At 66.0% G+C, this 26,430-nt stretch carries 23 protein-coding genes and 1 pseudogene; 14 read left to right on the top strand and 10 right to left on the bottom strand.

Features of this window, described 5'->3' with window-relative positions; all coding sequences use genetic code 11:
• Positions 1-1,065: pseudogene (locus ACFQU1_RS17550) on the bottom strand (calcium-binding protein); the annotation flags it as partial.
• Between the two features lie 619 nt (positions 1,066-1,684).
• Between ACFQU1_RS17550 and ACFQU1_RS17545 the strand changes: the two are divergent.
• Positions 1,685-2,047: a response regulator gene (locus tag ACFQU1_RS17545; protein ID WP_378134960.1), complete on the top strand. Its 363-nt coding sequence runs from the start codon at positions 1,685-1,687 to the stop codon at positions 2,045-2,047.
• A 44-nt stretch (positions 2,048-2,091) separates the two neighbouring features.
• Here the strand turns inward: ACFQU1_RS17545 and ACFQU1_RS17540 are convergent, their stop codons facing one another.
• The 3 genes from ACFQU1_RS17540 to ACFQU1_RS17530 all read right to left on the bottom strand — a co-directional run bounded on the left by ACFQU1_RS17540 (position 2,092) and on the right by ACFQU1_RS17530 (position 5,917).
• The gene (locus ACFQU1_RS17540) at positions 2,092-3,804 is read right to left on the bottom strand and encodes an adenylate/guanylate cyclase domain-containing protein (RefSeq protein WP_378134958.1); all 1,713 of its coding nucleotides are present in this window, start codon (positions 3,802-3,804) and stop codon (positions 2,092-2,094) included.
• Between the two features lie 140 nt (positions 3,805-3,944).
• Positions 3,945-4,610 (bottom strand): HD domain-containing protein, encoded by a 666-nt coding sequence (locus ACFQU1_RS17535; RefSeq protein ID WP_378134956.1) that lies wholly within the window; start codon positions 4,608-4,610, stop codon positions 3,945-3,947.
• A 38-nt stretch (positions 4,611-4,648) separates the two neighbouring features.
• The gene (locus ACFQU1_RS17530; protein ID WP_378134954.1) at positions 4,649-5,917 is read right to left on the bottom strand and encodes an MFS transporter; all 1,269 of its coding nucleotides are present in this window, start codon (positions 5,915-5,917) and stop codon (positions 4,649-4,651) included.
• Positions 5,918-6,048: 131 nt separating this feature from the next.
• On the opposite strand from ACFQU1_RS17530, the gene ACFQU1_RS17525 reads away from it, so the two are divergent.
• From ACFQU1_RS17525 to ACFQU1_RS17470, 12 genes are all read left to right on the top strand, one after another.
• Positions 6,049-6,954 carry a LysR family transcriptional regulator gene (locus ACFQU1_RS17525; protein WP_378134952.1) on the top strand — a complete coding sequence of 302 codons (906 nt, stop codon included), beginning with the start codon at positions 6,049-6,051 and terminating at the stop codon, positions 6,952-6,954.
• A 246-nt stretch (positions 6,955-7,200) separates the two neighbouring features.
• The gene (locus tag ACFQU1_RS17520) at positions 7,201-8,052 is read left to right on the top strand and encodes a fumarylacetoacetate hydrolase family protein (RefSeq protein WP_378134950.1); all 852 of its coding nucleotides are present in this window, start codon (positions 7,201-7,203) and stop codon (positions 8,050-8,052) included.
• A 2-nt stretch (positions 8,053-8,054) separates the two neighbouring features.
• On the top strand, positions 8,055-10,124 hold the full coding sequence (locus tag ACFQU1_RS17515) for a hydantoinase/oxoprolinase family protein (protein ID WP_378134988.1): 2,070 nt from the start codon (positions 8,055-8,057) through the stop codon (positions 10,122-10,124).
• A complete protein-coding gene (locus ACFQU1_RS17510) occupies positions 10,124-12,040 on the top strand; it encodes a hydantoinase B/oxoprolinase family protein (RefSeq protein WP_378134948.1) in 1,917 nt (638 codons plus the stop codon). The genes ACFQU1_RS17515 and ACFQU1_RS17510 overlap by 1 nt, the downstream gene beginning before the upstream one ends.
• Positions 12,041-12,053: 13 nt before the next feature.
• On the top strand, positions 12,054-12,908 hold the full coding sequence (locus tag ACFQU1_RS17505) for an IclR family transcriptional regulator (protein ID WP_378134946.1): 855 nt from the start codon (positions 12,054-12,056) through the stop codon (positions 12,906-12,908).
• Between the two features lie 26 nt (positions 12,909-12,934).
• On the top strand, positions 12,935-13,888 hold the full coding sequence (locus ACFQU1_RS17500) for a dihydrodipicolinate synthase family protein (RefSeq protein WP_378134944.1): 954 nt from the start codon (positions 12,935-12,937) through the stop codon (positions 13,886-13,888).
• Between the two features lie 107 nt (positions 13,889-13,995).
• The gene (locus tag ACFQU1_RS17495; RefSeq protein ID WP_378134942.1) at positions 13,996-15,189 is read left to right on the top strand and encodes an ABC transporter substrate-binding protein; all 1,194 of its coding nucleotides are present in this window, start codon (positions 13,996-13,998) and stop codon (positions 15,187-15,189) included.
• A 58-nt stretch (positions 15,190-15,247) separates the two neighbouring features.
• Positions 15,248-16,129 (top strand): branched-chain amino acid ABC transporter permease, encoded by an 882-nt coding sequence (locus ACFQU1_RS17490; RefSeq protein WP_378134940.1) that lies wholly within the window; start codon positions 15,248-15,250, stop codon positions 16,127-16,129.
• Positions 16,126-17,112 (top strand): branched-chain amino acid ABC transporter permease, encoded by a 987-nt coding sequence (locus ACFQU1_RS17485; protein WP_378134938.1) that lies wholly within the window; start codon positions 16,126-16,128, stop codon positions 17,110-17,112. The genes ACFQU1_RS17490 and ACFQU1_RS17485 overlap by 4 nt, the downstream gene beginning before the upstream one ends.
• Positions 17,109-17,825 (top strand): ABC transporter ATP-binding protein, encoded by a 717-nt coding sequence (locus tag ACFQU1_RS17480; protein ID WP_378134936.1) that lies wholly within the window; start codon positions 17,109-17,111, stop codon positions 17,823-17,825. Before ACFQU1_RS17485 ends, ACFQU1_RS17480 begins: the two co-directional genes overlap by 4 nt.
• A complete protein-coding gene (locus ACFQU1_RS17475) occupies positions 17,818-18,516 on the top strand; it encodes an ABC transporter ATP-binding protein (protein ID WP_378134934.1) in 699 nt (232 codons plus the stop codon). Before ACFQU1_RS17480 ends, ACFQU1_RS17475 begins: the two co-directional genes overlap by 8 nt.
• 28 nt (positions 18,517-18,544) lie before the next feature.
• The gene (locus ACFQU1_RS17470; RefSeq protein WP_378134932.1) at positions 18,545-19,477 is read left to right on the top strand and encodes an amidohydrolase family protein; all 933 of its coding nucleotides are present in this window, start codon (positions 18,545-18,547) and stop codon (positions 19,475-19,477) included.
• 60 nt (positions 19,478-19,537) lie between these two features.
• Here ACFQU1_RS17470 and ACFQU1_RS17465 read toward each other — a convergent pair whose 3' ends face one another.
• The 5 genes from ACFQU1_RS17465 to ACFQU1_RS17445 all read right to left on the bottom strand — a co-directional run bounded on the left by ACFQU1_RS17465 (position 19,538) and on the right by ACFQU1_RS17445 (position 24,277).
• A complete protein-coding gene (locus ACFQU1_RS17465) occupies positions 19,538-19,933 on the bottom strand; it encodes a cupin domain-containing protein (RefSeq protein ID WP_378134930.1) in 396 nt (131 codons plus the stop codon).
• A 128-nt stretch (positions 19,934-20,061) separates the two neighbouring features.
• Positions 20,062-21,435: an NAD(P)H-dependent oxidoreductase gene (locus ACFQU1_RS17460; RefSeq protein WP_378134928.1), complete on the bottom strand. Its 1,374-nt coding sequence runs from the start codon at positions 21,433-21,435 to the stop codon at positions 20,062-20,064.
• A gap of 18 nt (positions 21,436-21,453) precedes the next feature.
• The gene (locus ACFQU1_RS17455) at positions 21,454-22,716 is read right to left on the bottom strand and encodes a TRAP transporter large permease (RefSeq protein WP_378134926.1); all 1,263 of its coding nucleotides are present in this window, start codon (positions 22,714-22,716) and stop codon (positions 21,454-21,456) included.
• Positions 22,713-23,297, bottom strand: a complete 585-nt coding sequence (locus ACFQU1_RS17450) for a TRAP transporter small permease (protein ID WP_378134924.1) — start codon at positions 23,295-23,297, stop codon at positions 22,713-22,715. Before ACFQU1_RS17450 ends, ACFQU1_RS17455 begins: the two co-directional genes overlap by 4 nt.
• Positions 23,294-24,277, bottom strand: a complete 984-nt coding sequence (locus ACFQU1_RS17445; RefSeq protein WP_378134922.1) for a TRAP transporter substrate-binding protein — start codon at positions 24,275-24,277, stop codon at positions 23,294-23,296. The genes ACFQU1_RS17450 and ACFQU1_RS17445 overlap by 4 nt, the downstream gene beginning before the upstream one ends.
• A gap of 233 nt (positions 24,278-24,510) precedes the next feature.
• On the opposite strand from ACFQU1_RS17445, the gene ACFQU1_RS17440 reads away from it, so the two are divergent.
• A complete protein-coding gene (locus ACFQU1_RS17440) occupies positions 24,511-25,425 on the top strand; it encodes a LysR substrate-binding domain-containing protein (protein ID WP_378134920.1) in 915 nt (304 codons plus the stop codon).
• 7 nt (positions 25,426-25,432) lie between these two features.
• Here ACFQU1_RS17440 and ACFQU1_RS17435 read toward each other — a convergent pair whose 3' ends face one another.
• Entirely contained in the window at positions 25,433-26,410 is a 978-nt protein-coding gene (locus ACFQU1_RS17435) for an NAD(P)-dependent oxidoreductase (RefSeq protein ID WP_378134918.1), read from the bottom strand.
• Positions 26,411-26,430 lie beyond the last annotated feature (20 nt).

Here is a 26,430-nt window from a genome sequence, read left to right as displayed (position 1 = left end):
GCCGCCGATGGCAATAGCGTTTTCAGCCGTCGCCTGCGCGTTCGTGCCCATGGCGATGGCGTTGGCGGCAGTCGCGCTCGCATTGTAGCCGATCGAGGTCGTGGCATTGGCGGTAACGCCTATGCCGGCGTTGGTGCCGATCGCGACGTTGTCGTTACCCGTTACATTGGAGCCTGCGGCGGCGTTGAAGGTGTCACCGTTGCCAAGGGGGACGGTGTTATCGCCAGTCCCCATGGCCACGTTCCGCGTTCCCGATACGCGAGAACCTGCACCTCGCATTTGGTTGGGAATGCCACCTCCGACGGCCGTATTCTGGGCACCGCTTACGAACGAACCGGCCGCGACGCCTACCGCAGTGGATCCGGCACCGGCAGCCGTCGAACCGACGCCTGAACCGTGCCCGATAACGGTCGTACTTACGCCGATGGCTTGCGTGTCCGTGCCAACCGCAACGGACGAATCCCCCGATGCCTGGCTGTTAAATCCGATCGCCGTCGCGCTGTCGGTACCGGCCACCGCAGAGGAACCCAGCGCGGTTGCCCCGTTGCCATTGGCCGTGGCTTGATAGCCCATGCATGAGGCGGTGGTGGCATACATGTTGTAGGGCGCCGCAGTGCAGTTCACCGACTGCGCCTGTGCCGGCACGGCCCATACGATCCCGCCCAGCGCCACTGCCAGAGCCCCGCCGGCACCCAGCCTGACGAGGCGACGCTCCCTCCTCTGGCTGGCGAAGGCCGCGAGCACGCGCCCGCAATTTGTGCAGGTGGGCTGCTCGGGCAGCCGCGTCGCCGCGGCGCCCGGCGCGGCGCTCGCGCGCAGGCTGGCGAGGACGGCCGAGATGGAAGCGACCGAGGCATAAAGTGCCGAGGCGAGCGCCCCGCCGATCCCGAGGGAGCCAAGCCCCAATCGGTTGCGCTTCAGCCCGAGCACGGAATGGGCGAGCCGCAGCACGGCCATGATCCGCCGCCGGACCCCGCGATGGTCAGCGGCACCTGCAAGCCAGTTGCCGGCATGGCGAGCCGCATGACCACGGCTGTATAGTTTATTCCCGAGCGACGTCTTCATAGGGCTCCCCTAACAGTAAGCGGCGCCTCGCGCAGGTACGAAGGCGGACACTTAGAGATACCAAGGATGAATAGTCAGCGAGCCAGTGGGGCCATTCCACTATGCGCCAGGGATAATGGCGCCGTCGCATACTCAACTACTTCCAACGCCTTTACGCATGCCCACATAAGAGCATCTGCTCGTAACGTGCCATAGATTCGCCGCAAGTCAACGCAGATTTACCAAGCGTTAGTTACGCGGACGGGAATCATGGTTAATGCGCGTGGGGATTACATGGCACGAACGCAGACGCATACCGGCCCATTGTGTCTAAATTCACGGCAATACTTCACCGGTTCGACACTTTCTGCCGCTGACGGCAGTAAAGCTGCATTCAGCTTCCGACACCTTTATCGCCGAGTAACGTTGAAAGAAGGTTAAGCGCGAGGCTCTTGACGGCGCTTGCGTCATCCGAGGAGACAATGGCCCTCGCCACACGGGGATGCGTGACGAGCGGGACATTCTCGACGGCCAGTGCAGGACGGCCTCACATCTCCCACAGCAGCGGCCGGAACAAAAGGCGATGTGCTCTGTTGGTCGGAGAACCCATGAGAGCCCATGAAAGCCGTAGGAGCCTCGAATGGCTGCCAAGCATGTGCTTGTCGTCGAAGACGATGAGCACCTCAGAAACATCGAAGGCTGCCTTCTCGAAGAGTCGGGCTATGCGGTCCTCGAAGCGGAAACTGCTGCAGAAGGCCTGGATTGCTTGTGCAACCATGCAGACGAGATAGAATTGCTCGTCATCAATGCCAATATTCCAGGCACCATTGACGGCCTCGACTTGGCAGTGGAGGTCAGGCAGCGCTGGCCTTGGATAAGAACCGTCGTAACCTCCGGGGATACGGTCGAGGAGCTTCCTCCGGGGGCTGCCTTTCTGTCCAAGCCCTTTGCGCCGCTCGATCTGCTGATCGTTGCCGAGCGCGCAACGCTGTCCGCACGTTGAGATCTTCGTCAGGCCCGCACCCGGCGCGCCGGCCATGAACGAACTCAGGCGGGCAAGCCGGCCTGTGCCAGCCCCTGCAGCAGATGCGCCCGGTCGTGTTCATGAACGAACGGCCGGGGCGCGACGAAGCGTTGCGCGGAAAAGTCCGGCGCGAGCGCGAGCAGGCGTTTCCGCACGGCCGACGCGCCTGCCGCGTCGCCCGCCCGTGCATAGCTTGCCGCAAGTCCGGCGAGGATGCCCACCTGCGGCGCGGCGACCTTGCTATAGGCGGCAATCGCCTCCTGGTAGCGGCCGAGAGCATAGAGCGCGAGCCCGAGATTGGTCACGTACCAGTCGGGATGCCGCGGATTGAGCTGCATGGCGCGGCGGGCCCAGCCCTCCCCCTCCTTCGCCCTCCCGAGATAGACGGCCAGAGGCGCGCGCAACGCCATCACATGCGCGTCGAAGGGGTTGAGCTCATAGGCCCGCCGGTGGTGTTGCTCGGCCTCGGCGAGCTGTCCGCGATACATCGTGATCTGGCCGAAGACGAGGTGGCACCAGCTCTCCGAGGGATCGAGCGCGAGCGCGCGACGGGCCTGCGCGAGCATTTCGTCGTCGCCCCGCGCGCCCGGCGCCAATGCCCACAGGCGCAGCTTCATCAAGGCGAGCCAGGCAAGCGCCAGCGCGTAGTCGGGATCGAGCGCCAGCGCTTTCTCGAACATGGCCGCGGCCGCCGCGGCCGAAGCGGGATCCAGCGCCCGCGCCAGATGAATGCCCCGCAACAGAAAATCATAGGCCTCCATGTTCTCCGTGCGCTTGCGGCTGGCGGCGGCGGCCGCTTCGTCCTCGAGCTGGCCGGCGAGCGTCGAAACGATCGTCTCGGAGATTTCGTCCTGAGCGGCGAAGAGACTGTCGATCACGCGGTCGTAGCGCTCGGCCCAGAGGGCGAGGCCGGATCGCGCGTCTACGAGCTGCACCGAAAGCCGCACGAAGTCGCCGGCGCGGCGCACGCTGCCTTGCACCACATAATGGACGCCGAGCTCCGCGACGAGGCGGGGAAGATCCACTGACCGGTCGCGATAGGCATTGGACGAGGCCATGCCGAGCACGGCAAGCCGGCCGAAGCGCGACAGCCCGGCGATGACGTCTTCCGTGATGCCGTCGCTGAGATAGGTCTCCTCGGCCCGTCCACCCGGATTGGCGAAGGGCAGCACGATGATCAGCGGCTGCCTGGCCTCGGCGACTGCCGGAAGCGCGCCCTCGGCACCCTCCGGCACCGCCCGGAAGACGCGGACCGGCGTGACGATGTTCTTGAGATGGCGCAGGCCGAGGTCCTGCCAATCATGCCCGAGCGCGTGCCCAATATCTTCGGCGACCGCCTCGTGAACGGCGCCCGTAATGCAGAGCCCGCCGGCCGGAGACATCGCCTCGAGCCGCGCCGCGATATTCACTGTCGTTCCGAGAAGGTCGGCACCCTCCACGACGACCTCGCCATGCGAGATGCCGATCCTGAAGGTGAGGACGGGCCTGTCGCTGTCGCGCAACGCCTCCTGGATGGTGAAGGCGCATCGGACCGCCTGAGCCGCTGCGGGAAACTCGGCGAGCACACTGTCGCCGGCGGTGTTGAAAATGCGCCCGCCGTGGCTGCAGATGAGCCGATCGATGATGCGGCGGCTGTTGGCGAGCGCGCGAAGCGCCAGCGCCTCGTCCATTCCGGCCGCGTGGCTGTAGCCGACCGCATCCGCGGCCAGAACGGCAACGAACCTCCTCTTCGCCATCTCGCCCATTGCGGTCGTTCACCCCAGCCCTCCCCCCTCTTTACCGCCGGGGCGGCATGGCCACAATTGGCGTCGTGGGAAGCATCGGCGCGGCGCCGCCGCTGTCATCGACAGCGGCGGGTCCTGCATGGGTGACGGCCTCAGTTCGATCCGTGCTGGCTGCGGGCTCGCAGATTGCTCGACAGGGCGCCGACCGTCTCCGGAGTGATCAGGCCCAAGGCGCCCGCCAGATGCCACCAGCCGTGGTCGGCCTGGCGGACGATCATGCATTCCGCGCTCACGCCCATATATTGGCCCTCGAAGGAATGGCCAACGGCGATATGCGCCACCTCTTCGGGCAGGCCGACCGTCAGGCAGACGTGCATACCGAAGACCGAGTGGCGAAAGGTCGGCGCGCCGCTGTCGGCCGGGGCCGCACTCCACCGGGCGCGATTGGCCGGATCGAACTCATAGGGCTTGCCGACATCGTGGCATACGGCGCCCGCCATGAGGATATCCCAATCGATGTCGACCTGCGGATAGGACCGCGTGAACTCCTCGGCGATCGCCTTCGCATAGCGCACGACACCGCGCACGTGATCGGCCTGGGTGCCCTGCCGCAGAACCGGCGCTCCGGGATTGCCTTCGGGAGGGAGATCCGTGATCCGCCGAAAGTCGGAGCAGCACAAGGCATAGCTCCAGGCCTCCATGACCTTTGTCCGCAAGGCTTCGCTCGGGATCAACGCGATTTCGGGAAAATCCGCAATCACGCCCGCCCGCGTCTCATCGGTAATCGGGCGGCGCAATCCCGCATAGTGATGTTCCATGATCCAATCCTGTCGATTTCGCGGCCCGCGCCGCGATGTCATGCATGCTCGGGCTTGATCGGCTTGCGGGTCATGACCAGCGTCGCCACGAGGCCGCAAAGCAGCAACGCTGCCGCGATGCGAAAGGCCCAGGTGTAGCCTCCGGTTCCGGAGACCACATAGCCGGTGATGATCGGCGCGATCAGGCCGAACAGATTGCCGCCGAAAGCCGTGATGGCGATCACCCGCGAGACATCACGCGGATTGCGCAGCAAATCGCTGGCGAGGGTGAAATTCAGCCCGGCACCCGTCGTGGAGCCGGTCAGAACGAGCGTGAGCACCACGAGAAGTTGCCAGAGGCCGCTGACGACCGGCGCGAGCAGGATCAGGAGCGACAGCGCAGCCATTGCGGCGATGAAGTTGCGCCGCCGGCCCGCCTGAATCTCGGCGGAAGAAAGCATGCGGTCGCTCAACCTGGCGATCACCAATCCGAAGATCATCGTCACCAGATAGGGAATGGCCGTCAGATAGCCCGTGTTCATCGTGGAGAGTTCACGGGTCGACTGCAAGTAAGTCGGAAGCCACGTCAGGAACAGATAGGCCGTATAGACCAGGCAGGCCTGCGTAATGACCAACCCCCAGATGCTCCTTTGCGCCAGGAGATAGCCGAGCGACGACGGCGGCGGATATTGCTTTGCGGCATCCTCGCCCTTGCCGTTGCGTTCGGAGAGGATCTTCGCCTTCTCGGCAGCCGGCAGCCAACGGACTTTCTCCGGCGGGCCGTACCAGACGAGCCAAGCCACGAGCCACACGAAGCCAACGGCGCCGAGGAAGAGGAAGGCCGTCCGCCAGTCGAATGAGCTCACGAGCGCCGCGGTGATGATGGCGCCGAGCGCCGGCCCGGCCGAGGACCCGCCGTTGAACAGCGTGGTGACCAGACCCCGCTCCCGCTCGGGAAACCAGTCGCGAATGACGCGACCGCAAGCCGGAAAGGTAGTCGCCTCGCTCGCCCCCATGACAAGCCGGGCGCCCAGGATGGAACCGAAGCTGCCCATGGCCGCCGTCGCCGCCGTGGCCGCCGACCAGACCGCAATGCCGCCACCGACCATGCGCTTGGCGCCGATCTTCTCGACGAGCATCCCGAGCGGAATAAGGCAGACCACGTAAGTCCACAGAAATCCCGAGAATAGATATCCCATCTCGACAGGAGAAAAGCCGAACTCCGCCACGATGGGCTTAGCTGCCACCGAAAGGGCGATACGGTCCATGTAATTGATGATGACAGCTAAGAAGATCAGCAACGCAATCCATGCGCGGCGACAGGTCATATCTTCCCCCCATGCTTGTCGGCGGCGCGATCTCAGTCGGCGCCATTCCAGCGTGAACCGCGCAATCAGCTATATGCATAGGGGAAGCCTGTCCAATAAGATGCTTCTTCGCGTAATGATAGGAATTCCTGATGAATCGCGTCACGATCGCTCAGCTCGAGGCCTTCTATTGGGTCGCGGAGCTCGGCTCGGTTCACAAGGCGGCGGCGCAACTGAACGTCACGCAGCCGACCGTATCGCTCAGGCTTCGCCAGCTCGAGGCGGAGCTTGCCTCCCCGGTTTTGGAGCGGCACGGCCGCGGCGTGCGCGTGACCCGGGCCGGGCATAGCTTCTTCAGCAAAGCGAAGCTGGTGCTTGATGCTTACGCGCAAATGCGCAGCGCCTCTCCGCAAAGCCCGATCAGCGGCGTTCTGCGGATCGGCCTCGCGGAGGGTTTCGCGGTTGCCTGCCTGCCGCATCTCGTCCCGGCCCTCGCCCACGAATATCCCTTGCTGCGCCCGGAATGGACCGTGACGACCAGTTCGGCACTTGAGCAGGACTTGGTCGACGGCAACCTCGATCTCGCTGTCCTCGTGGACGCGGTGGGCCATCGCAACCTGCGCCTGATGCCGGTCGGCCTGCAGCCGAATGTCTGGGCGGCCTCGCCCACGCTCGCCATCAAGGCCGGCGCCAAACCGAGAGAGCTGTCGCGGTTCACCGTCATCACCACGCCGCCGCCGACCTCGATGTATCGCAACACGGTCGCGTGGTTCGCGGGCGCCGGACGAAAGCCCGGCCCCTTGTGCATCTGCACGAGCGTGAATGCGGCGGCCCAACTGGTCGGCGCCGGCATCGGCATTGGTGTTTTTCCTGCCCGGATGATCGAGGCTTATCAGGCGGCGGGCACGATCACCGCCATTGCGACCGAACCGCCTCTGGCGATCGGCCGCGTCTATCTCGCCGACCGCATCACGGCCGATGGGGAGAGAACGGAGGCGGTGATGCGCATCCTCGAACAGGTCACGCGCGATATCGGCTATTTCGGCGATCAAGGCTGAGGCGATAAGGGTGCCGAAAGCGCGACCATGATCGCTGTCGCCCTACCCTGCTTTGGCCGTTTCAAGGGTCTGAGCCTGCCCGCAGGGTCGCGGCCTCACAGCACGCAAGCGCCCGAGGGAAATCGCGGTCCAGCGTCTATCCTCACAGCCCCCTAGTCCCCTTGGCCGCATATTGCCGCTTGACACGACGCTTGCGCGACCAGAGGATAACGTCGTTACCTAACAAAGATACCAGGGAGTGAAACGTTGCGATTGGGTTTGATCAAGCACAACGGCACGAGAGCGCTGGCCGGCTCACGGAACGGGTCGCTGGTGACGCTCGAGGGCGCGAACCTCCCCGCCGATCCCCTCGCGATTCTCTCCGATCCCGATCTCACCGCGCGCGCCAAGGAGGCCTTGCGCACCGGGCCCGAGCTCGACCCGGCGGCGGTCACCTTCGCCACGCCGCTCGCTCGCATCGGAAAAATCATCTGCGTCGGCCTCAACTATGCTGATCACGCGGCCGAGAGCCCCTATGCCAAGCCCGATTACCCGGTCTATTTCCTGCGCGTCCCGACGAGCCTCATCGCCCATGGCGCGCCGATCATCCGCCCGCGCGTCTCGACGCATCTCGACTTCGAGGGCGAGCTCGTCGCCGTGATCGGCAAGGGCGGCCGCGCCATTCCCGAGGCGCGAGCGCTCGATCATGTCGTCGCCTATTCCCTCTTCAACGACGGCTCCATCCGCGATTACCAGTTCAAGGGGCCGCAATGGACGCTGGGCAAGAACTTCGACCATACCGGCCCGTTCGGACCGTTCCTCGTGCCCGCGGCTGATCTGTCACCTGGCGCAACGGGTCTCACCATCCGCACGCGCCTCAATGGCGAGACCGTGCAGGACGCCAATACCAACGATCTCCTTTTCCCGATCGCCGAACTCATCGCCAAGGTCAGCGAAGCGATGACGCTCGAGGCTGGCGACATCCTCGTCACCGGCACGCCGGCGGGCGTCGGCTTCGCGCGCAAGCCGCCCCTGTTCATGAAGGATGGCGACGTCGTCGAGGTCGAGGTCGAAGGCGTCGGCGTGCTCACCAACCCGGTTCGCGACGAGGCGGCGTGACCATGGCCCCGTCCCTGCGCATTGCCGCCGATGTCGGCGGCACCTTCACCGACGTCGCCGTCTTCGACGAAGGTACCGGCCGCATTCATCTCGGCAAGACGCTGACCACGCCAGCGAAGCTGATCGAGGGCATGAGCAATGGCGTGGACAAGGCCGGCGCGCACTTTGCCGATGCGCATCTGTTCCTGCATGGCACGACCGTCGCCATCAATGCGCTTCTCGAGCGCAAGGGCGCGCGCACGGCGCTCGTCACCACCAAGGGGTTCCGCGACATCTACGAGATCGGCCGCGTCAACCGCCCCGAGGCCTATAATCTCTTCTTCCGCCGCCACCGGCCGCTGGTCGAGCGCGCCCTGCGCATCGAGATCGACGAGCGGATCGACGCCGAGGGCAAGGTGCTGCGCCCGCTCGACACGGCCGAGATCGAGGCGGTCGCCGCGCGCTTGCGCGAGGAGGGCGTGACCGCCGTCGCGATCCTGTTCCTGCATTCCTATCGCAATCCCGATCACGAGATCCGGGCGCGGAACCTCATCGCCGCGGCGCTGCCGGACGTCTTCGTCACCGCTTCGCACGAGTTGTCGCAGGAATACCGCGAGTTCGAGCGCACCTCGACGGTCGCCGCCAATGCCTTCATCGGCCCGACCGTGCAGCGCTATCTCGCGCAGACCGAGGGCTTCCTGGATGAGGCGGGCTTTGCCGGCAAATTCCTCATCGTGCAATCGACGGGCGGGCTCTACGACGCCGACCAGGCGAGCCGCGAATGTATCCGCATGCTGGAATCGGGGCCCGCGGCGGGCGTCATCGGCACGCGCGAGCTCTGCGCCGCGACGGGCCTGAAGAACGCCATCGCTTTCGATATGGGCGGCACCACCGCCAAGGCAGGCGTCATCCTGGACGGCGTGGAGCTGACCGCCAACCAGGTCATGATCGGCGGTTATGCCGAAGGGCTGCCGGTGCAGATCCCGATGATCGACATCGAGGAAGTCGGCACCGGCGGCGGCAGCATCGCGCGGGTGGTCGCCGGCGGGGCGCTGCGCGTCGGGCCGGAGAGCGCCGGCGCCGTGCCCGGGCCCGTCTGCTACCGCGGCGGTGGCACCGAGCCGACGGTCACCGACGCCAATCTGCTGCTCGGCCGGCTGGCGCCCGACCTCTTCCTCGGCGGCGAGATGGCGCTCGACCTCGATGGCGCGCACCATGCCATGGAGGATCGCGTCGCCGGCCCCCTCGGCTTGACGGTGGCGGAAGCTGCCGACGGCGTCATCCGCATCGCCGTCACCCAGATGGCGAATGTGGTCAAGCGCGTGACCACCGCCCGCGGACTCGATGCGCGCGACTTCGCCATGGTCGCCTATGGCGGCGCCGGCCCTCTGCACGCCGTGCTCGTCGCGCGCGAACTGCAGATACCGCGCGCCATCATCCCCAATGCGCCCGGCCATTTCTCGGCTTACGGCATGCTGGTGAGCGACTTGCGGCGCGATTTCGTCCGCACCTTGTTCGCCCGCCTCAATGAGGCGCCGTTCGAGCGCTTCGACACGATCTTCGCCGAGATGGAAGCGCGCGGCCGGGCCGAGATCCATGCGGCCGCTGCGGCTCCGATCGAGGTTGCCGTCAAACATGCCGCGGACATGCGCTATGTCGGGCAGGAGCATGCGGTGACCGTCGAGATCCCGGGGGAGCTCTTCGCCCGCCGCGATATCGAGGGCATCAAGGCGCGCTTCGACGCCGTGCATGTTCAACGCTACGGCTATTCCTCACCGGACGAGAGCGCCGAGATCGTGAGCCTCAGGCTCTCCGTCATCGGCAGCATCGCCAAGCCCGCGCTCGCGTCGATCCCACGCAGCGGAGGCGCGGATCCCGATGCGGCGCTGATCGGCATTCGCAAGGTCGATTTCGGCGTGCTCGGCGGGGTTCGCGAAACCCCGGTCTATGACCGTGCGCGCCTTGCCGCCGGCCATGCCTTGGCCGGGCCGGCGCTCATCCAGGAATATGCGTCGACCACCGTCCTGCCGCCGGGCGACCGCCTCGCCGTCGATGCGCTCGGCAATCTCGACATTACCCTGGAGGTCCGCTGATGGCCGACAACCACCCGACCTCTGCCGACAAGCACCGCGCGGTCGATCCGGTCGTGACCGAGATCATCCGCAACAGCTTCATCGCCGCGACCGAGGAGATGAAGTCGAACTTGATGCGCACCGCCTACAACATGATCATCTACGAGGCGCTCGACTTTACCGTCGGGCTTTTCGACCGGGACGGCAATACGGTGTCGATCGGTATCGGCCTGCCGATGTTCATCCGCGGCATGAGCGACACCATCAAGGCCAAGCTGGCGCATTTCGGCCGCGAGAACCTCGAGCCCGGCGACGTGCTCCTCACCAACGACGCCTATATCACCGGCAGCCACCTCAACCACATGACCTTCTCGGTCCCGATCTTCCACGACGGCGAGCTCGTCGGCTTTTCCGCCTGCATGGCGCATTGGCAGGATGTCGGCGGCACGCTCGACGGCATGACGACCGACATCTATTCGGAGGGGCTGCAGCTCCCCATCGTCAAGATCTGGCGCGCCGGCGTGCCGAACGAGGAGATCCTGTCGGTCATCCGCATGAATGTGCGGCTGCCGGAGCGTGCCATGGGCGACCTGAAGGCGCAGGTGGCCGCCGTGCGCACCGGCGAGAAGCGCTTTCTTGAGCTCATCGCCAAGAACGGGCGCGAGGCGGTGCTCGCCGCGATCGAGGCCATCTTCGATCATTCGGAAGCCGTGGCGCGCGCGAGCGTCGCCCAGATCCCGGACGGCGTCTACGAGGCGGAAAGCTTCATGGACGACGACGGCGTCGAGATCGGCCGGCGCGTGCCGATCCGCGTCAAGGTGTCGGTCGAGGGCGAGCGCATGACCGTCGACCTGAGCGAGGTCAGCGAACAGGTGCGCGGCTTCTACAATTCCGGCGAGACCGCCGGCCGCTCGGCCGCTCAGGTGGCCTTCAAATGCCTCACCTCCGGCCTCGACCTGCCCATCAACGATGGCACCTTCCGGTCGCTCGACATCATCCTGCCGCCGGGCAAGGTGGTGAGCGCCCAACGCCCGGCGCCGATGCGCTGGTGGATGACCTATCCGATGACGATCGTCGACACGATCTTCAAGGCACTGGCGCCGGCCGTGCCGACGCGCGTGATCGCCGGCCACCATGCCGATCTCGTCATCGCCAGCATCAACGGGCGCCATCCGCGCGACGGCCAGCTCTATCTTTACCTCGGTGGGCTCATCGGCGGTGGCTGGGGCGCCAAGCATGGCGAAGACGGCATGAGCGCCACCATCGCCATCAATGACGGCGACACCCACAATGGGCCGAGCGAGCAGGTCGAGGCGAAATATCCGCTCATCGTCGAGCGCTATGCCCTGCGCGAGGACTCGGGCGGGGCCGGCCGCTACCGCGGCGGGCTCGGCACCGAACAGGTGGTGCGGGCGCGCGGCGAAATCATGTTCAATGCCCAGATCGATCGCGTCGACTGCCGCCCATGGGGGCTGTTCGGCGGGCTCAGCGCCCTCGGGAACGAGGTGGCGCTCATCCGCGACAACGAGGAGGAGCGGTTTCCGACCGGCAAGGTCCTGGCGCAGAAGCTCAAGCCCGACGATGTCTATGTCGTGCGTTCGGGCGGTGGCGGCGGTTTCGGCTCGCCGCTCGAGCGCAAGCTCGACGATCTCGAAAGCGACCTGCGCCAGGGCTATGTCTCGCAGCAGGCGGCGCGCGAGTTCTACGGTGCCGTGGTCGACGCGCGGACGGGCCGCATCGACCAGCCGGCGACCCAAGCCCGGCGCGCCGAACTGAAGCGCCGCGGCCTGCCGAAGGACCGGCCCTTCGCGACCGAAGACTTCTCCGACTGGGGCGGCTGCCCGCACTGCGCTATGCTCATGGCGCCGGATCCCGATGCCATGGCGATGGCGCGGGAGGCGGCCGCGGCCGGCTTGAGCCGGTGGCGTTGCTGCTGATCAGGAGAAGGCTTTGTCCAACGTTTCGCGCCTCACCTCATCCCGCTCCCTGCACGACCGCGAGGAGACGATCATATCGGTCGATCGCGCCTTCCGCCTGGTGGAGCTCCTGGCGGATGAGCGCGAGGGCATGGGCCTGTCGGACGTGGCGCGGGCGCTCGACGTGAACAAGGCGATCGCCTCCAAGCTGCTCAATACGCTGGAGGCGCTCGGCTATATCTGGCGCGAGGACGCGCCGCCGCATTACCACCTCACCTACCGCGTTTCCAATCTGAGCCTCAGGCAGTTGCAGACCAGCGGCCTCATCGGCCAGTGCTCGGCGGTGCTGGAGAAGGTGGCGGACAGAACGAAGGAGCTCGTCCGCCTCGCGATCGTCGAGGCCGACGAACGCATTACCTGGGTCTATGCGGTGGTCGGCATGCAGCGTTCGCTGCGCATCGACCCGAGCTTCAACTTCGAGGTCAGCCTCCATTCGCATGCCACCGGCAAGGCCTGGCTCATGGCCTTGCCTTGGGAGCAGGCGCGCGCGCTGGTCGAGCGGGACGGGCTCAAGCAGCTGACCCCGCATACCAATGTGGACCTGGAGGCCTTGCGCCGCGAGCTCGAGGAATCGGCCCGGCGCGGCTTCGCCGTCACCTATGAGGAAAACGAGATCGGCGTCGGAGCGGTCGCGGCACCGATCGTCGCCGCCCGCCTCTCGGGCGTGCGCGAATGCGTCGGCGCCGTCAGCATCGCCGCGCCGACCAATCGCATGACCCGTGCCGATATCGAAGCCTGCGGGCCGCTCGCCGCCGAGGCCGCCGCCCATCTCGCCACCATGTGGCCGTTGGACGAACGCGTCGGCGTCCGTCAGCGACCGCAGATCTGATGCCCATGCGCGCCGAGGATCAAGCCATGCCCGACCGGTCCCAATTCCTGCCTCACGGGGTCATTCCCGCCGTCCTGTTGCCCTTCCAGGAGGACCTTTCGATCGACGAGGCCGCGTTCCGTAGTCACCTGCGGGATGTGGCAGCGACACCGGGCATTTCGGCGCTGACCGTCAACGCCCACTCCACCGAGGTCGCCTCCTGCACCTTCGAGGAGCAGCGCCGCGTCATGGAAATCACCATGGACGAGGTCGGCGACCGGCTGCCGATCGTCCACGGCATCTGGGCCGACGGCAGCCTGGAGGCGGCCCGCATCGCCGCGGCCGCGGCGAAGGACGGGGCATCGGCACTCCTCGTTTTTCCGCCGGCGCCCTTCACGCTCGGCCAGACGCCGGCGATGGTCGTCGCGCATTTCAAGCGCATCGCCGATGCGACGGACCTTCCCCTCATCGCTTTTCAATATCCCTTGGCGGGCGGCCAGGGCTATCCGCCGGAGACGCTCATCCACCTGCTCGACGCAGTGCCGAGCATCCGCGCCATCAAGGACTGGGTCGGCCATGTGCCACTGCACGAATGGCAGATCCGCACGCTGCAGGCGCGCGAGCGGCCGGTGAATGTGCTCACCACCCACAGCGCCTGGCTGCTGTCCTCGCTCGTGCTGGGCTGCAACGGCCTGCTCTCTGGCAGCGGCAGCGTCATCGCCGGCTTGCAAGCCGAGCTCTTCGCGGCAGTGAAGGCCGATGACCTCGAGCGGGCGCGTGCCATCAACGACCGCATCGATCCGCTGGCGCGCGTTTTCTACGCGGCACCCTTCGTCGACATGCACAATCGCATGAAGGAGGCGCTGGTCCTTCTCGGCAGGCTGCCCCGCGCCGTCGTTCGCCCGCCGTTGGTCAAGCTCGAGGCGGCGGAGGTGGAGCGCATCCGCCGGGCGCTGGTCGAGGCCGGTCTCCTGGACGAACAAGGCCGCCGCGCAGCCTGAGGGCGCGCGGGCCACAGACGACCCAACGAACGGCACCAAGATGCCGTCGCAGACATCTATCGGCGGTCAACCGGCCTGCCGGCAGAAGAACAAAGGGAGGATAACTGATGAAAGCAGGCAGGATACTTGCGTGCGTTGCTCTTGGTGCGGCCTCTGCCGCTCTTGCGGGCGCGGCAGCAGCGCAGGACAAGCCGCCGGTCAAGATCGGCGTCGTCACGGAGCTCACCGGGCCCTGGTCCTTCTTCGGCACGAGCTGCGTCGCAGGCTTGAAGCTCGCCGAGCCGATAGTGAACCCGCCGGGCAAGCGGCGCATCGAATTCGTCATCACCGACAACCAGACCAACCCCGCCCAGGCCGTGGCGGCAGCCCGCAGCCTCGACGTGCAGGACAAGGTGCTCGCCGTCACCGGTCCCACGAGCTCCGATACGGGGCTCGCGCTCTACGGCTATGCCGAACAGAACAAGCTGCCCTATCTCGTGCCGGTCGCCGCCTTCCCGCAGCTCACCAAGCCTGGCACCCGCTATACCTTCCGGCTGGAGCCGAATGCGGCGGGCTGGGGCTATGCGATCGCCAAATTCATCGCCGAGCGCAAGCCCGGCGCCAAGGTTGCGCTGGTCTATTCCGACTATGCCTTGATGCGGGCGATCTCGGCCGGCCTCAAGTATCAGGCCCCCAAATCGGGCCTGACCATCGAGCCCGAGATCGTCTTCCCGCAGGGCGCCAATGACGCGACCGTCCAGGCGGCGCAGGTCGTCGCCTCCAATCCCGACTGGGTGGTGGTGATCGGCGCGGGCGGCTTCGACAATACGCTGACGAACCAGCTCATCGACATCGGCATCAAGCCCGAGCAGATCATCCACCCCTATGGCATCACGAACCAGGTGCTGAACTGGGGCAAGCGCAGCGCCGGCTCCTATTACGGCACCTTCTTCGATTCCAACCTCGATGAGTTGACGCCCGAAGGCGACGCCTTCGTCGAGAAGTTCACCGCCGAGAACGGCCGGCCGCCGTCTTACGTCGAGAACTTCTGCTATGTGACGGCCAATCTCGTGCGCGAAGTCATCGACAACAATCCGGAAGCTGCCGACGACCGGGAGAAGTTCCGCGAGGCCGTGTCTGCAATCAAGACGAAGGAGCCGACCTCGGGCATCCCGATCGAATTCGACAAGAACGGCGCACGCAAGGAATATATCTACTTCCTGCAGATCGAAGACGTCGAGCCGAAAACATACAAGGCGAAACAGGCCTATTACACGGAATGGGATCCGGAAGTCATACCCGTCTACGATCTCGTGAAGTGATCGTCGGAAATCTCTACCGCTGAGTCGCTATTTTCATGGCTGCGTCGAGGGATGTCCCATGTCGAATGCAACCTTGATCATCCTGCTGTCGACCCTGTCGACGGGGCTGATCCTCGGCGCGATCTTCGCCCTCGTCGCGGCGGGCGTGACCATCGTCTACGGCAGCATCTGGATGCCGAATGCGGCCAATGGCCAGTTCTTCCTGCTGGCCGCCCTGTTCGGCTGGACGCTCACCGTGAGCTGGGGCATCCATCCGGCGATCGCGGCAGTGCTGGTTATCGGCATCAGCGTGCCGCTCTCCTACGCCCTGGAGATCCTGCTGATCCGGCGCTTCTACGACGTGCCGGATCGCAACATCTCCTATTTCGTATTGAGCCTCGGGATCACGCAGATCCTGAGCGGCATCTTCGCCATCACCTACGGCCGGTGGAGCGACCAGTTCCAGCTGCCGCCGATCGTTCCCGGCATCACCTTCATCGGGCCGTTCCCGATCACCAACACGCGGCTCGTCGCTCTCGTCGCGGCGCTTGCCCTGCTGGCCGCGCTCTTCGCACTCCTGCGCTACCATCGCTACGGGCGGGCGTTGCGCGCGGTCTTCCAGAACCGTGACGCGGCGGCACTGCGCGGCGTCAACGTGCGGGCGATCTATCGCTTGTCCTTCGTGCTCGGCAACGCCGTGATCTTCGCCGGCGGCATCCTTTTCGCCATCGCCTACAGCTTCGACCTGACGGCGGCCTGGACCATGGCCGTCACCGCCTTCGCCATCATGATCATCGGTGGGCCGGGTTCGGTGCTCGGGGCGCTCGTCGTCGGCATGCTGTTCGGCTTCACCCAGGCCATCGTCAGCATCTTCGCAAGCCCCACCATCGCGGCCTTCTCCTATCTCGGCGCGATGCTGGTGGTCCTTCTCTTCAAACCCTCCGGGCTCTTCGCGCGATGACCAAGCGATCGACCGCCCTGCCCCTTCTGCCGCCGGCGCTCTTCGCGATCGCGGCCTTTGCAGCACCGCTCGTCTTCGCGAATGAGCGCTATTTCGCCTTCGTGGTGGGGATGACGCTGATCCACGTGCTGTGGGCTTCGGGCATGAACCTGCTCTACGGCTTCACCGGGCTGATGCCGCTCATGTTCGCCGGCATTGCAGGCATCAGCGCCTATGTGGTGGTCGCGCTGACGAGCAGCGGCTGGTCCTTTTGGCTTGCGCTGCCTGTCGGGGCCGTTGTCGCGTCGGTCATCGGCACGGTGCTCGGCCTGCCCTCGCTCCGGCTCAAGGGCTTCTATTTCACCCTGTGTTCGCTCGTCATCCAGACGGTCATCACCCTCGCCTTCGTCTATTTCTCCAATCTGACGAACGGCGACACCGGCATTTCGCAGATCCCCCTGCCCAGCCTGCCGGGTGGCGGCGTCTTGAGCGGCCTCGCCTATGATCTGGTGCTTGCGGGCGCCGCGGTCGCCGGCGTCTTGATCCTGATCGGCCTCACGCAATCGAATTTCGGCCGGCGTCTCGTCGCCATCCGCGACGACGACGGGCTGGCCGAAATGCTGGGCATCGACGTCACCCGGCAGAAGCTCGCGGCCTTCTTCATCGGCTCGCTCTTTGCGGCTGTCGGCGGGGCGCTCTACGCACCCTATGTGGGCTTCATCTCGCCACGCAGCTTCGACGTCCTCGTCAGCCTCAACATTTGGCTGATGGTGGCCTTCGGCGGCCGCGGCACCATCTGGGGGCCGGTGATCGGCGCGGTCCTGCTCGCGCCCGTGCCCTATCTCCTGCAGGACTATTACATGATCAAGGACGTGCTCTACGGCCTGCTGATCATCGCGGTGATCGTGCTCATTCCGGGCGGCATCGCGAGCGCCTTCCACCGACGCGCCGCCGCCGACAAGCCGGCCGCCGCGCCACGGCTCAGCGAGGAGGCGGGGCGATGAGCGGCTATCTCCTCGAAGCCACGGGCATCACCAAGCGCTTCGGCGGCGTCGTCGCGCTGAAGGGCATCGACGTGCGCCAGCAGGCCGGCGAAACGCTCGGCATGATCGGGCCGAACGGCTCGGGCAAGACGACTTTCGTCAATGTCATCACCGGCCATCTCAAGACCAATCGGGGCGACGTCCGCTTCGACGGCAATCCCATCCTCAACCGCAAGCCGAGCCAGATCGCCAACACCGGCCTCACGCGCACCTATCAAGCCGTGCGCGTCTTCGGCAAATTGTCGGTCCGCGAGAACGTCGCCATCGCCCTCGTCGACGCGCGAGACCCGCTCGACGCGGATGCGGTCGCCGAGACCGTGGACTGGCTGGCCATCGGCCACCGCTGGGAGGCGGAGGCGGGCTCGCTGACGCTCGACGAGCAGCGCCGCCTCGAACTCCTCATGCGCCTCGTGCAGCGCCCGAAGCTCCTGATGCTGGACGAGCCGGTGGGCGGCCTCTCCGCCACCGAGGTGCGCGCCATGATCCGGCTGCTCGCCGAGCTCAAGGCGCGCAGCAGCATCTTTCTGATCGAGCATACGATGAAGGTGATCCGCGAACTCGCCGACCGGGTCGTCGTGCTCATCGCCGGCGAGAAGCTCGCCGAAGGCCCGCCGCGTGAGATTCTCGCCGACCAGCGGGTGATCGATCAATATCTCGGGAGCGCCGATGCTTGAGATCGCCAATCTCGTCGTCCGCTACGGGCCCTTCCTCGCCGTCGACCGCCTGTCGGTGTCAGTTGGTGAGGGCGAGATCGTCGGCGTCGTCGGCCCGAACGGCGCCGGCAAGTCCTCGGTCGTCAAGGCCATCGGCGGGCTCGTGAAACCCCGCGAGGGACAGATCGTCTTCGGCGGGGCAAGCCTCGCCGGGCTCGCCGTGCACGAGCGGGTGCGCGCCGGCATCTCCATCGTACCGGAAGGACGAGGGCTCTTTCCGGCGATGTCGGTTGAGGAAAATCTCATGATGGGCGGCGATCCGCTCGACGATCGGGCGCGCACGGCCGCCAATATCGAGCGCTCCTTCGCCATGTTCCCGATCCTCAAGGAACGCCGCTGGCAGGCGGCCGGCACGCTCTCCGGCGGCCAGCAGCAGATGCTGGCGATCTCTGTCGGCCTGATGCCCGATCCGAAGCTCCTGATCCTCGACGAGCCCTCGCTCGGGCTCGCCCCCATCGTCATCGGCGAGATCGGCCGGGCGTTGAGAGGCCTGCGCGGCAGCGGCCTCACGGTCGCGATTTTCGAGCAGAACGCCAAGCTCACCTGCAGCGTCGCCGACCGCATCTACATTCTTGCGAGCGGCGTCGTCCGGCATCACGATGCTGCCGCTGCCTTGATCGCCAATCCCGACATTCTCGACCACCTCGTGTAAGACAGTTGTCGAAAGCAAGGTGCCTGCCATGACCGATCGCGTGATCGACGCCCATCACCACATCTGGCGCCAGGCCGATCTGCCCTGGCTCCAGGGTCCCACCGTGCCCCGCATCTTCGGTCCCTACGACAGCATCAAGCGCGATTATCCCATCGAGGAATTCCTGGAGGACATCGACGGGACGGGCGTCGTCGCCTCCGTCTATGTGCAGACCAACTGGGCGCCGGGACGCGCGGCCGAGGAGGTCGCCTGGGTCGAGGGCGAGGCCGAGCGCACGGGCTGGCCGCATGCGATCGTCGGCTTCGTCGACTTCCTGAGCGACAACGCCGCAGCCGTGATCGCCGCCGAGGCGGGCTGTCCGCGCATGCGCGGCGTGCGCCAGCAGCTCCACTGGCACGAGAACAAGCTCTACCGCTTCGCGCAGCGGCCCGACATCTGCGACGACCCCGTCTTCCGGCACAATCTCGGGCGCATCGCCGAACATGGCTGGCTGTTCGAGTTGCAGCTCTTCGCCGGCCAGATGGCGAGCGGGGCCCGGCTCGCCGGAGCCCTGCCGGAGATCGTCTTCGTGCTCGAACATGCCGGCATGCTCGAGGACCGCTCACGCGCCGGCCACGCACTCTGGCGGGAGGGCATGAAACGCCTCGCCGACCAGCCGAACGTTCACACGAAGCTCTCCGGCCTCGGCACGTTCCTGCATCGTCTCGATCAGCAGCACCTGGCGGACGTCATCGGCGAGACCATCGACATCTTCGGTCCCGAGCGCTGCCTTTGGGGCTCGAACTTCCCCATCGAGAAGATGTGGACGGACTACGCCAGCCTGCTCGACGCGACGCGCGCGGCCATTCCCGAGAGTCATCGCGCGGCGGTTCTGGCCCAGAATGCGGTGCGGCTTTACCGGCTGCCGCCGGAGGTCCTGGCGCCAGCGGACGGCCCCACATCCAAACTGGAAGGACGCTAGCGCGTCCGCGCGAAGTGGCTACCGATGCGTCGAGAAGCGCGGCACCCGCGCTTCAACCCGTCATGCGCCGTATTCGGCGTCGGTGACCTTCTCCAGCCAGTCGACGGCCCTGCCGTCGAGCTGCTCCTGGATGGCGATATGCGTCATCGCCGTGGTGGGCGAAGCGCCGTGCCAATGCTTCTCGCCCGGCGGGAACCAGACCACGTCGCCGGGATAAATCGCCTCGACGGGCCCGCCCTCGCGCTGCACCCGACCGGATCCGGCCGTGACGATCAAGGTCTGGCCGAGCGGATGGGTATGCCACGCGGTGCGGGCGCCCGGCTCGAACGTCACGCTGTTTCCGGCCGTGCGCGCCGGCTCCTCAGCCTGAAAGAGCGGGTCGATACGAACCGATCCGGTAAACCAGTCGGCCGGGCCTTTCCCGGACGGCTGCGAACCAGCTCTCTTGATCTCCATGGCCTTTATCCTCAGGTCGTCGCGCGCGGCGAAGGCCGCATTGTAGCAGCTCTGCGCGATCGACCCGACGAACTTCTTGCGGCCTCCTTCCCGGAGAGTTCCTGATGACTGCCTCGCGACACCTCCAGCTATTCGGCCGCAATGGCCCGTTTGGCCTGGGCAGCCTGCTCCATGGTCCGGCGGATGCGCACGGCCTGACTGTCCTCGATGGCGACGTCGTCCCAGCGCACCACGGCGCCGGGTGCAACCGGCCGGGTGAGCTTCACCTTGTGGGCGAGGCCGATCGGCAAGGCACCAACGGCGAGGGAATCGTCGGCTCGCATCACGCGGCCCCAGACGGTATAGCCGCCCTCCCCGTCGAGCATCTCGCCCGCGGTCAGCTCCTTCTTGGCGACCGCCACCACGTCCGACCGGAAGGCCGTGGGAGCCCCCGTCGCCTCACCCCGCAGGGCAGCGGCCGCGACGCTGACACCGAGCTCTAGGCCGATGAGGTGGACGGTGCGATAGAGCGCGGCATAGCGCCCGGTCGGATCCGTGGTGATATTGTATTCGCTGAAGCAGCGCCGCGTATAGGCGCCCCGCTCATCGGCGCTGCCGGCCTCGAAGACCACATAGACGCCCCAGCGCAGGTCGTTGACGACTTGGCGCCCGTCGCGCTCGACGCTGGTGACGACTTCGACCATGCCGCTCTCTTCCAGCACGCCGCCGTCCGTCTTCGGACGCAGCACGAAGGGAAGGTCATGGGCGCCGGCCGCCGGGAAGATCAGGCCGTCGCGCGGCGCCTTGAGACCGGTGGCATTCGAGATCGCCGCCATTTCGATCGACGATTTGGTGCCATCGATAAAGGAATTGAACATCTGCGGATTCATGCCGCCGAGGGCGGCTGCCTCGGGCGTAATGCCGAAATGCGTCCACACCGTATCCGGCGTCGACTGGTGATAGCTCGGCATGTATTTGGTGCCCTTGCCGGCGGCGACCACCTTGAAGCCGCAGGTCTCGGCCCAATCCACCATCTCGCAGACGAGCGCCGGCTGGTCGCCGTAGGCGAGGCTGTAGACGAGGCCGGCCTTGCGGAACTGCTCCGCGAGATAGGCACCGGCCAACACATCCGCCTCCACGTTGACCATCACCATATGACGGCCGTTCTCGGCGGCGAGGAGCGCATGGTGGATGCCGGCGGCCGGATTGCCGGTCGCGTCGATGACGACGTCGAGCCCCCCTGCCCTGATCAACGCTTCCGCGTCTTCCGTGATGCAGGTGCGCCCGGAGCTACGCGCATCGTCGAGCGATGCGGTGACGGCGGCATCCACATCCCAGCCGGTATTCGTCATCGCCTTCCGGGCGCGCTCGGCCGAGAGGTCGGCAACCGCCATGAGATGCAGCCCGACCGTGGTGCGCACCTGGGCGAGGAACATCGAGCCGAACTTGCCGGCGCCGATGAGGCCGACGCGCACCGGCCGTCCGTCGGCGGCGCGCTCCTTGAGCTTCGAGGCAAGGTTCACGTGGGAACTCCGTCGTGTTTAGAAGCGAATGGTGAGGGCGGGCACGTAGGAGACGAGCCCGAGCAGCACGAGCGAGACGAGGTAGAAGGGCCACATTTCCCGCGCGACGGCGCCGATGCCTTGGCGGGAGATGGCGGAGGCGATGAAGAGTGTCGTTCCGACCGGCGGCGTGAACAGGCCGATGGCCAGATTGACCGTCATCATCAGCCCGAGCTGGATGAGGTCGAGCCCGATGGCACCGGCGAGCGCGACGAATATCGGCCCGAGCAGCAGGATCGCTGCCGGCAGGTCGAGAAACATGCCGACGACGATCATGACCACATTCATCATCAGGATGATGAGCCAGGGCTCCTTGAGCGTGTCGAGCGCCCAGGCGGCGAGCGTATTGGGCACGTCTTCCACGGTCAGCACGAAGGCGACCAGATTGGATGCGGCAATGACCAGCATGACGACGCCGGTCAGCGCGACGGTTGCCGCGATGTCGCTGGACAGCCTGCGCAGGGAAAGGTCGCGATAGAGGGTCGTGCGGATCAGCAGCGCGTAGATAACGGCGAGCACGCTGACCTCCGTGGGGGTCGCAATGCCGAACCGCAGAAGGCCGAGGATCATCAATGGCAGCGTGATCGCCGGCAGCGCCTTCGGTAGGGCCGAGATCAGGCCGCGCAGCCCGCCCGCCACATTCACTGTTGGCAAGTCCCGACGCCAGCCGACGAACCAGCACGCCCCCATCAGCCCGAGCGTGAGCAGCACGCCCGGCAGGATGCCCGCCAGGAAAAGCTCGGCGATGGAGGCATTCGATACGGCGGCAAAGATGATGAGCGGGATCGATGGCGGAATGAGCACGGCGATAATCGAGGAGGAGGCCGTGATGGCGCCGGCAAGTGCTGGCGGATAGCCCTCCTTCTTCATCCACGGGATGAGGATGGAGCCGAGCGCCGAGGCATCGGCCACGGCCGAACCCGAGACGCCGCCGAAGAGCGCCGAGCCGAAGACATTCACTTGCCCGAGGCCGCCGCGGAACCGCCCGACGAGCGAGGCCGCAAAACCCACAAGCCGCTGACCGAGTTCGCCCGACATGAGCAGCGACCCGGACAGGATGAAGAACGGGATAGCGAGCAGCGGAAAGCTTTGCGTGGGCTGAAAGATTTTGAGTAGCACCACCGTGCTCGGGATCTCGCCGGCGACGAGAATGGCGGCCGACGCGCTGACGACGAGCGCATAGCCGATCGGCATGCCCGCGACCATCAGGACTGCGAACAGGACGAGCATCAGCGTCGTCATGAGACGCCTCCTCCGTGCATGTCGCCGCCGCCGAGATCCGCACGCACGGCGAGCGGATCCGTCTTGGCGGTGAGGACGCGGGCCATCGTCGTGAGCGCCGTGACGCCGAGAAGCAGGAAGGCGAGCACGAGGGCGAGATAGGCCCAGAGCATCGTGATGCCGAGCTGCGGGAAGCTCTCGCCGGCCGTCACCTCCAGCACGTCGAGCCCCTGCCGGGCAAGGAAGAGGAAGACTGCGGCGGCGATACCGTTCGTCAGAAGGACGAGGCCGCGTCCCACGCCCCGCGACAGGAGGCGAACGCCCATGTCGACCAGGATATGCTGGCCGAGCTGGGCGGCCATGACCATGCCGGCCATCGACAGCCAGGGGAAGAGAAGATCCGGCAATTCGTTGATCCAGCCGGCACTCTGGCTGGTGAGATAGCGCACGACGACCCCCGTCGTGATCGACACGAGCAGGACGACCGCCACCCCGATCCCGACCGCCTGCGCGAAGCGCAAGATGGCGAGATCCACAAGGCGCACTAGGCCGGGGGCCTGGTTCTCGCGCACCAGTTCCGGAGACGACGTCACGACGCTCATGAGCGGCCTGCTTCGGCGGCAGCGGTCAGCTTGCCGATGAACTCGCCGTATTGGCCGCGCCATTTGTCATAGACCGACTGGGTCGCCGCCCGGAACGGCGCGGCATCGACCTCGTTGACCTGGACACCGGCCGCCTTGATCTTGTCGAGGAGCTCGACCTCCTCCTTCGCGGCGAGCTCGCGCTGGTAGTCGCGCGCCTCGATGGCCGCCTTGCGGAGAATGTCCTGCTCCTTCGGCGACAAGGTCTTCCAGGTGATCGCGCTGACAAGGAAAGGTGTCATCTCGTATTTGTGCCGGGTCAGCGACAGATATTTCTGCACCTCGTGAAATTTCGAATGGTAGATATTGACGACGGGGTTCTCCTGTCCGTCCACGACGCCCTGCTGCAGGGCGAGATAAAGCTCGGAGAACTTCATCGGCGTGGGATTGGCACCGAGCGCCGCGAAAGTGTCCGTGCCCATCGGGTCCGGCGGAACGCGCAGCTTGATGCCCTTGAGATCCTCCGGCTTGGTGATGGGGCGGAGGTTGTTGGTGGTGACGCGGATGCCGTTGTCGAGATAGGCCAGCATCACCAGCCCCTTGCTCGCCGCGAGCTTGGCGAGATCATCGCCGACCGGCCCATCGAGCACCTTCCACGCCGTCCGCGTGTCGCTGAACAGGAAGGGCAGACCGACTGTGGCGGCCTCCGGCACGACGCCGGCTAACGAACCTTGGCTGTTGAGGGACATGTCGAGCGTTCCGAGCCGGAGCGCCGTCATCATCTCCACGTCGTCGCCGAACTGGGCATTGCCGGCGACCGTAATCTTGAGCGACCCGCCCGAGGCCTCCTCCACCTTCTTCGCGAAGAGCTGCGCCGCGAGATGGCGCGGATTGGTATCGGAGGTGGCATGGCCTAGTCGCAGCGTTCGCGCTTCTGCGGTTCCCGCGAGCAGTGCGCCCGTCATAACAGCCGACAGAAACAACTTGGAAGCAAATTTCATTGTATCCTCCCTGGTTTCGCCAAACGAGGCAAAAGAGCACCTGCGTCGGTACATCAACGGCGCAGTGGCGTTTCCTTGGCTCTGGGCAATCCGCTTGAGCGGTTGCTCCTTTTTATTAGGCAGATCGCATCTGCCGTATTTCCCATTGAGCATGAAATGATAGGCGCCATATCTTTGAAGAACAAATAAGTTTTCTGATACGATGTTTTAGCTGGGCTACATGGATGGGCAGCATGCGCATTCCGCTTCGCGCGATCAGCGCCTTTTACGCAGCGGCACGCAGCGGCAGCATCAGCCGCGCGGCTCAGGATCTCGGCGTGACGCCCTCGGCGGTGAGCCAGCAGATCCATTTCCTCGAGAGCTATCTCGGCACGTCTCTGCTCGCGAAATCCGGACGCGGCATCGCTCTGACCGAGGCGGGCGGGCGCTATTTCGAGCTCATTGCCGACCAGCTCGATGGGATCGAGGACGCCACCCAAAGGCTGAGGGGCTACAGTTCCGTCCAGGTCCTGACGGTGCGCGTCGCCCCGACGACAGCCACCAAATGGCTGCTGCCCTTTCTCCAGGAATTCCTCGATGCGCATCCGAGTCTCGAGGTGCGCATCGACGCCACGAACGAGCCGACCGACTTCCTGCGCGAGGGCGTGGACGTGGAGATCCGTCACGGCGAAGGACGCTGGCAGGGGCTATTCGTGGAGCCGCTGACGGAGGAAAACGTCGTTCCGCTCTGCTCCCCGAGGCTCGCGGCACCGGGCAGCCTTCAGGCCGCGGATCTCGTGAACTTCCGGCTCATCCACTCGGTCAAGACGCTCGTGCAGTGGGGACCCTGGTTGCGCATGGCCGGCGTGGAACCAGACCTGCGCTGGAAGCGGGTGCTGTTCGATCGCTCGCATATGTCGATCGACGCGGCAGCGGCCGGAATGGGCATCGCGCTCGAGAGCAATCTGACCACCTGGCGCGAGCGACGCGACGGGCTGCTGATCTGTCCGATCGCCTCGCCGCCCCGTTGCACCATCGTCTCCCAATGGATCGTCTGCCCGCATGACAATCTGCGGCGCGGCAAGGTGCGCAGCTTCATCGACTGGGTCAAAGCCTGCGTCGAGCGGCAGGCGGAGGGTTCGCGAACGCCGTCCCGCTTTACCGGATGATGAGAAGTCAGATGCGCCGCGACCAGGCGTCGGCATTCACCGCCCCGTCAGGCACCTCGCCGCGCAAAAGGGCAGCGACCTGCTCGACACTGTCGAAGGCCTGCGCTTCGATCGCCTGCGGCGTCAGCCCGCCGATATGGGGCGTGGCGACGACATTGGGCAACTGCGCAAGCGCCGCTGAGGGCATCTGATCCGGCGCACGGCCGACATCCATGGCCGCCCCGGCAATGCGTCCCTCGCGCAAGGCGGCAGCGAGCGCCCCCTCGTCCACCAGATTGCCGCGCGACAGATTGATGAAAACCGCATCCGCCTTCATGCGTGCGAAAGCGGCGGCATCCATGAGGCTTTCCGTTTCTTCGGTCGCCGTCGCGAGACAGACCACATGATCCGCCCGGGCGAGAAGCTCGTCGAGCGAGACCTGCTCGATCCGCGCCTCGTCCACCGTCGCGAAGGGGTCGGCGACGAGCACGCGCATGTCGAGCGCCAGCACCAGGCTGGCGAGGCGCCGGCCGATGCTGCCATAGCCGATGATGCCGATGGTGCTGCCCGCCAGCTGCCGGCCCATGCGGATCTCGGGCGCGCGGCCGGCATGATAGGCCGCCGCGGTTTGCGAAATACCGCGCGCGAGGTCGACGAGAAAGCCGAGCGCAAGCTCCGCGACCGCCGGAACGAAGCCGGGCGCGGCGCGGGTGACGAGGACGCCCGCCGCGGACGCCGCCGGCAGGTCGATGGTGCGAATGTCCACCGCGACGCGGAGCAAGGCCTTGAGCTGCGGCAAGCCCTCGAATACGGCCGCCGGGGCGGGTGTTTGCCGATCGCAGACGATCACGTCCACATCGCGGGCGGCCGCCACCAGAGCGGACGGATCGAGGGGCTCGTCGCGTTCGTGCAGCACGACCTCCGCCATATCCCGCAGGCGGGACAGAGCCCGGTCGCCATAATAGTTGCGGCGCATATGCGGGCCATGCGTCAGCAGAATTTTCATGGCATCACCCCAGGGCGGCA

The sequence above is a fragment of the Chelatococcus sp. GCM10030263 genome (genome assembly GCF_042666455.1).
Taxonomy (GTDB): domain Bacteria; phylum Pseudomonadota; class Alphaproteobacteria; order Rhizobiales; family Beijerinckiaceae; genus Chelatococcus.
The sequence above is the reverse complement of the archived record's forward strand: the minus strand, read 5'-3'. Positions and strand labels throughout refer to the sequence as shown.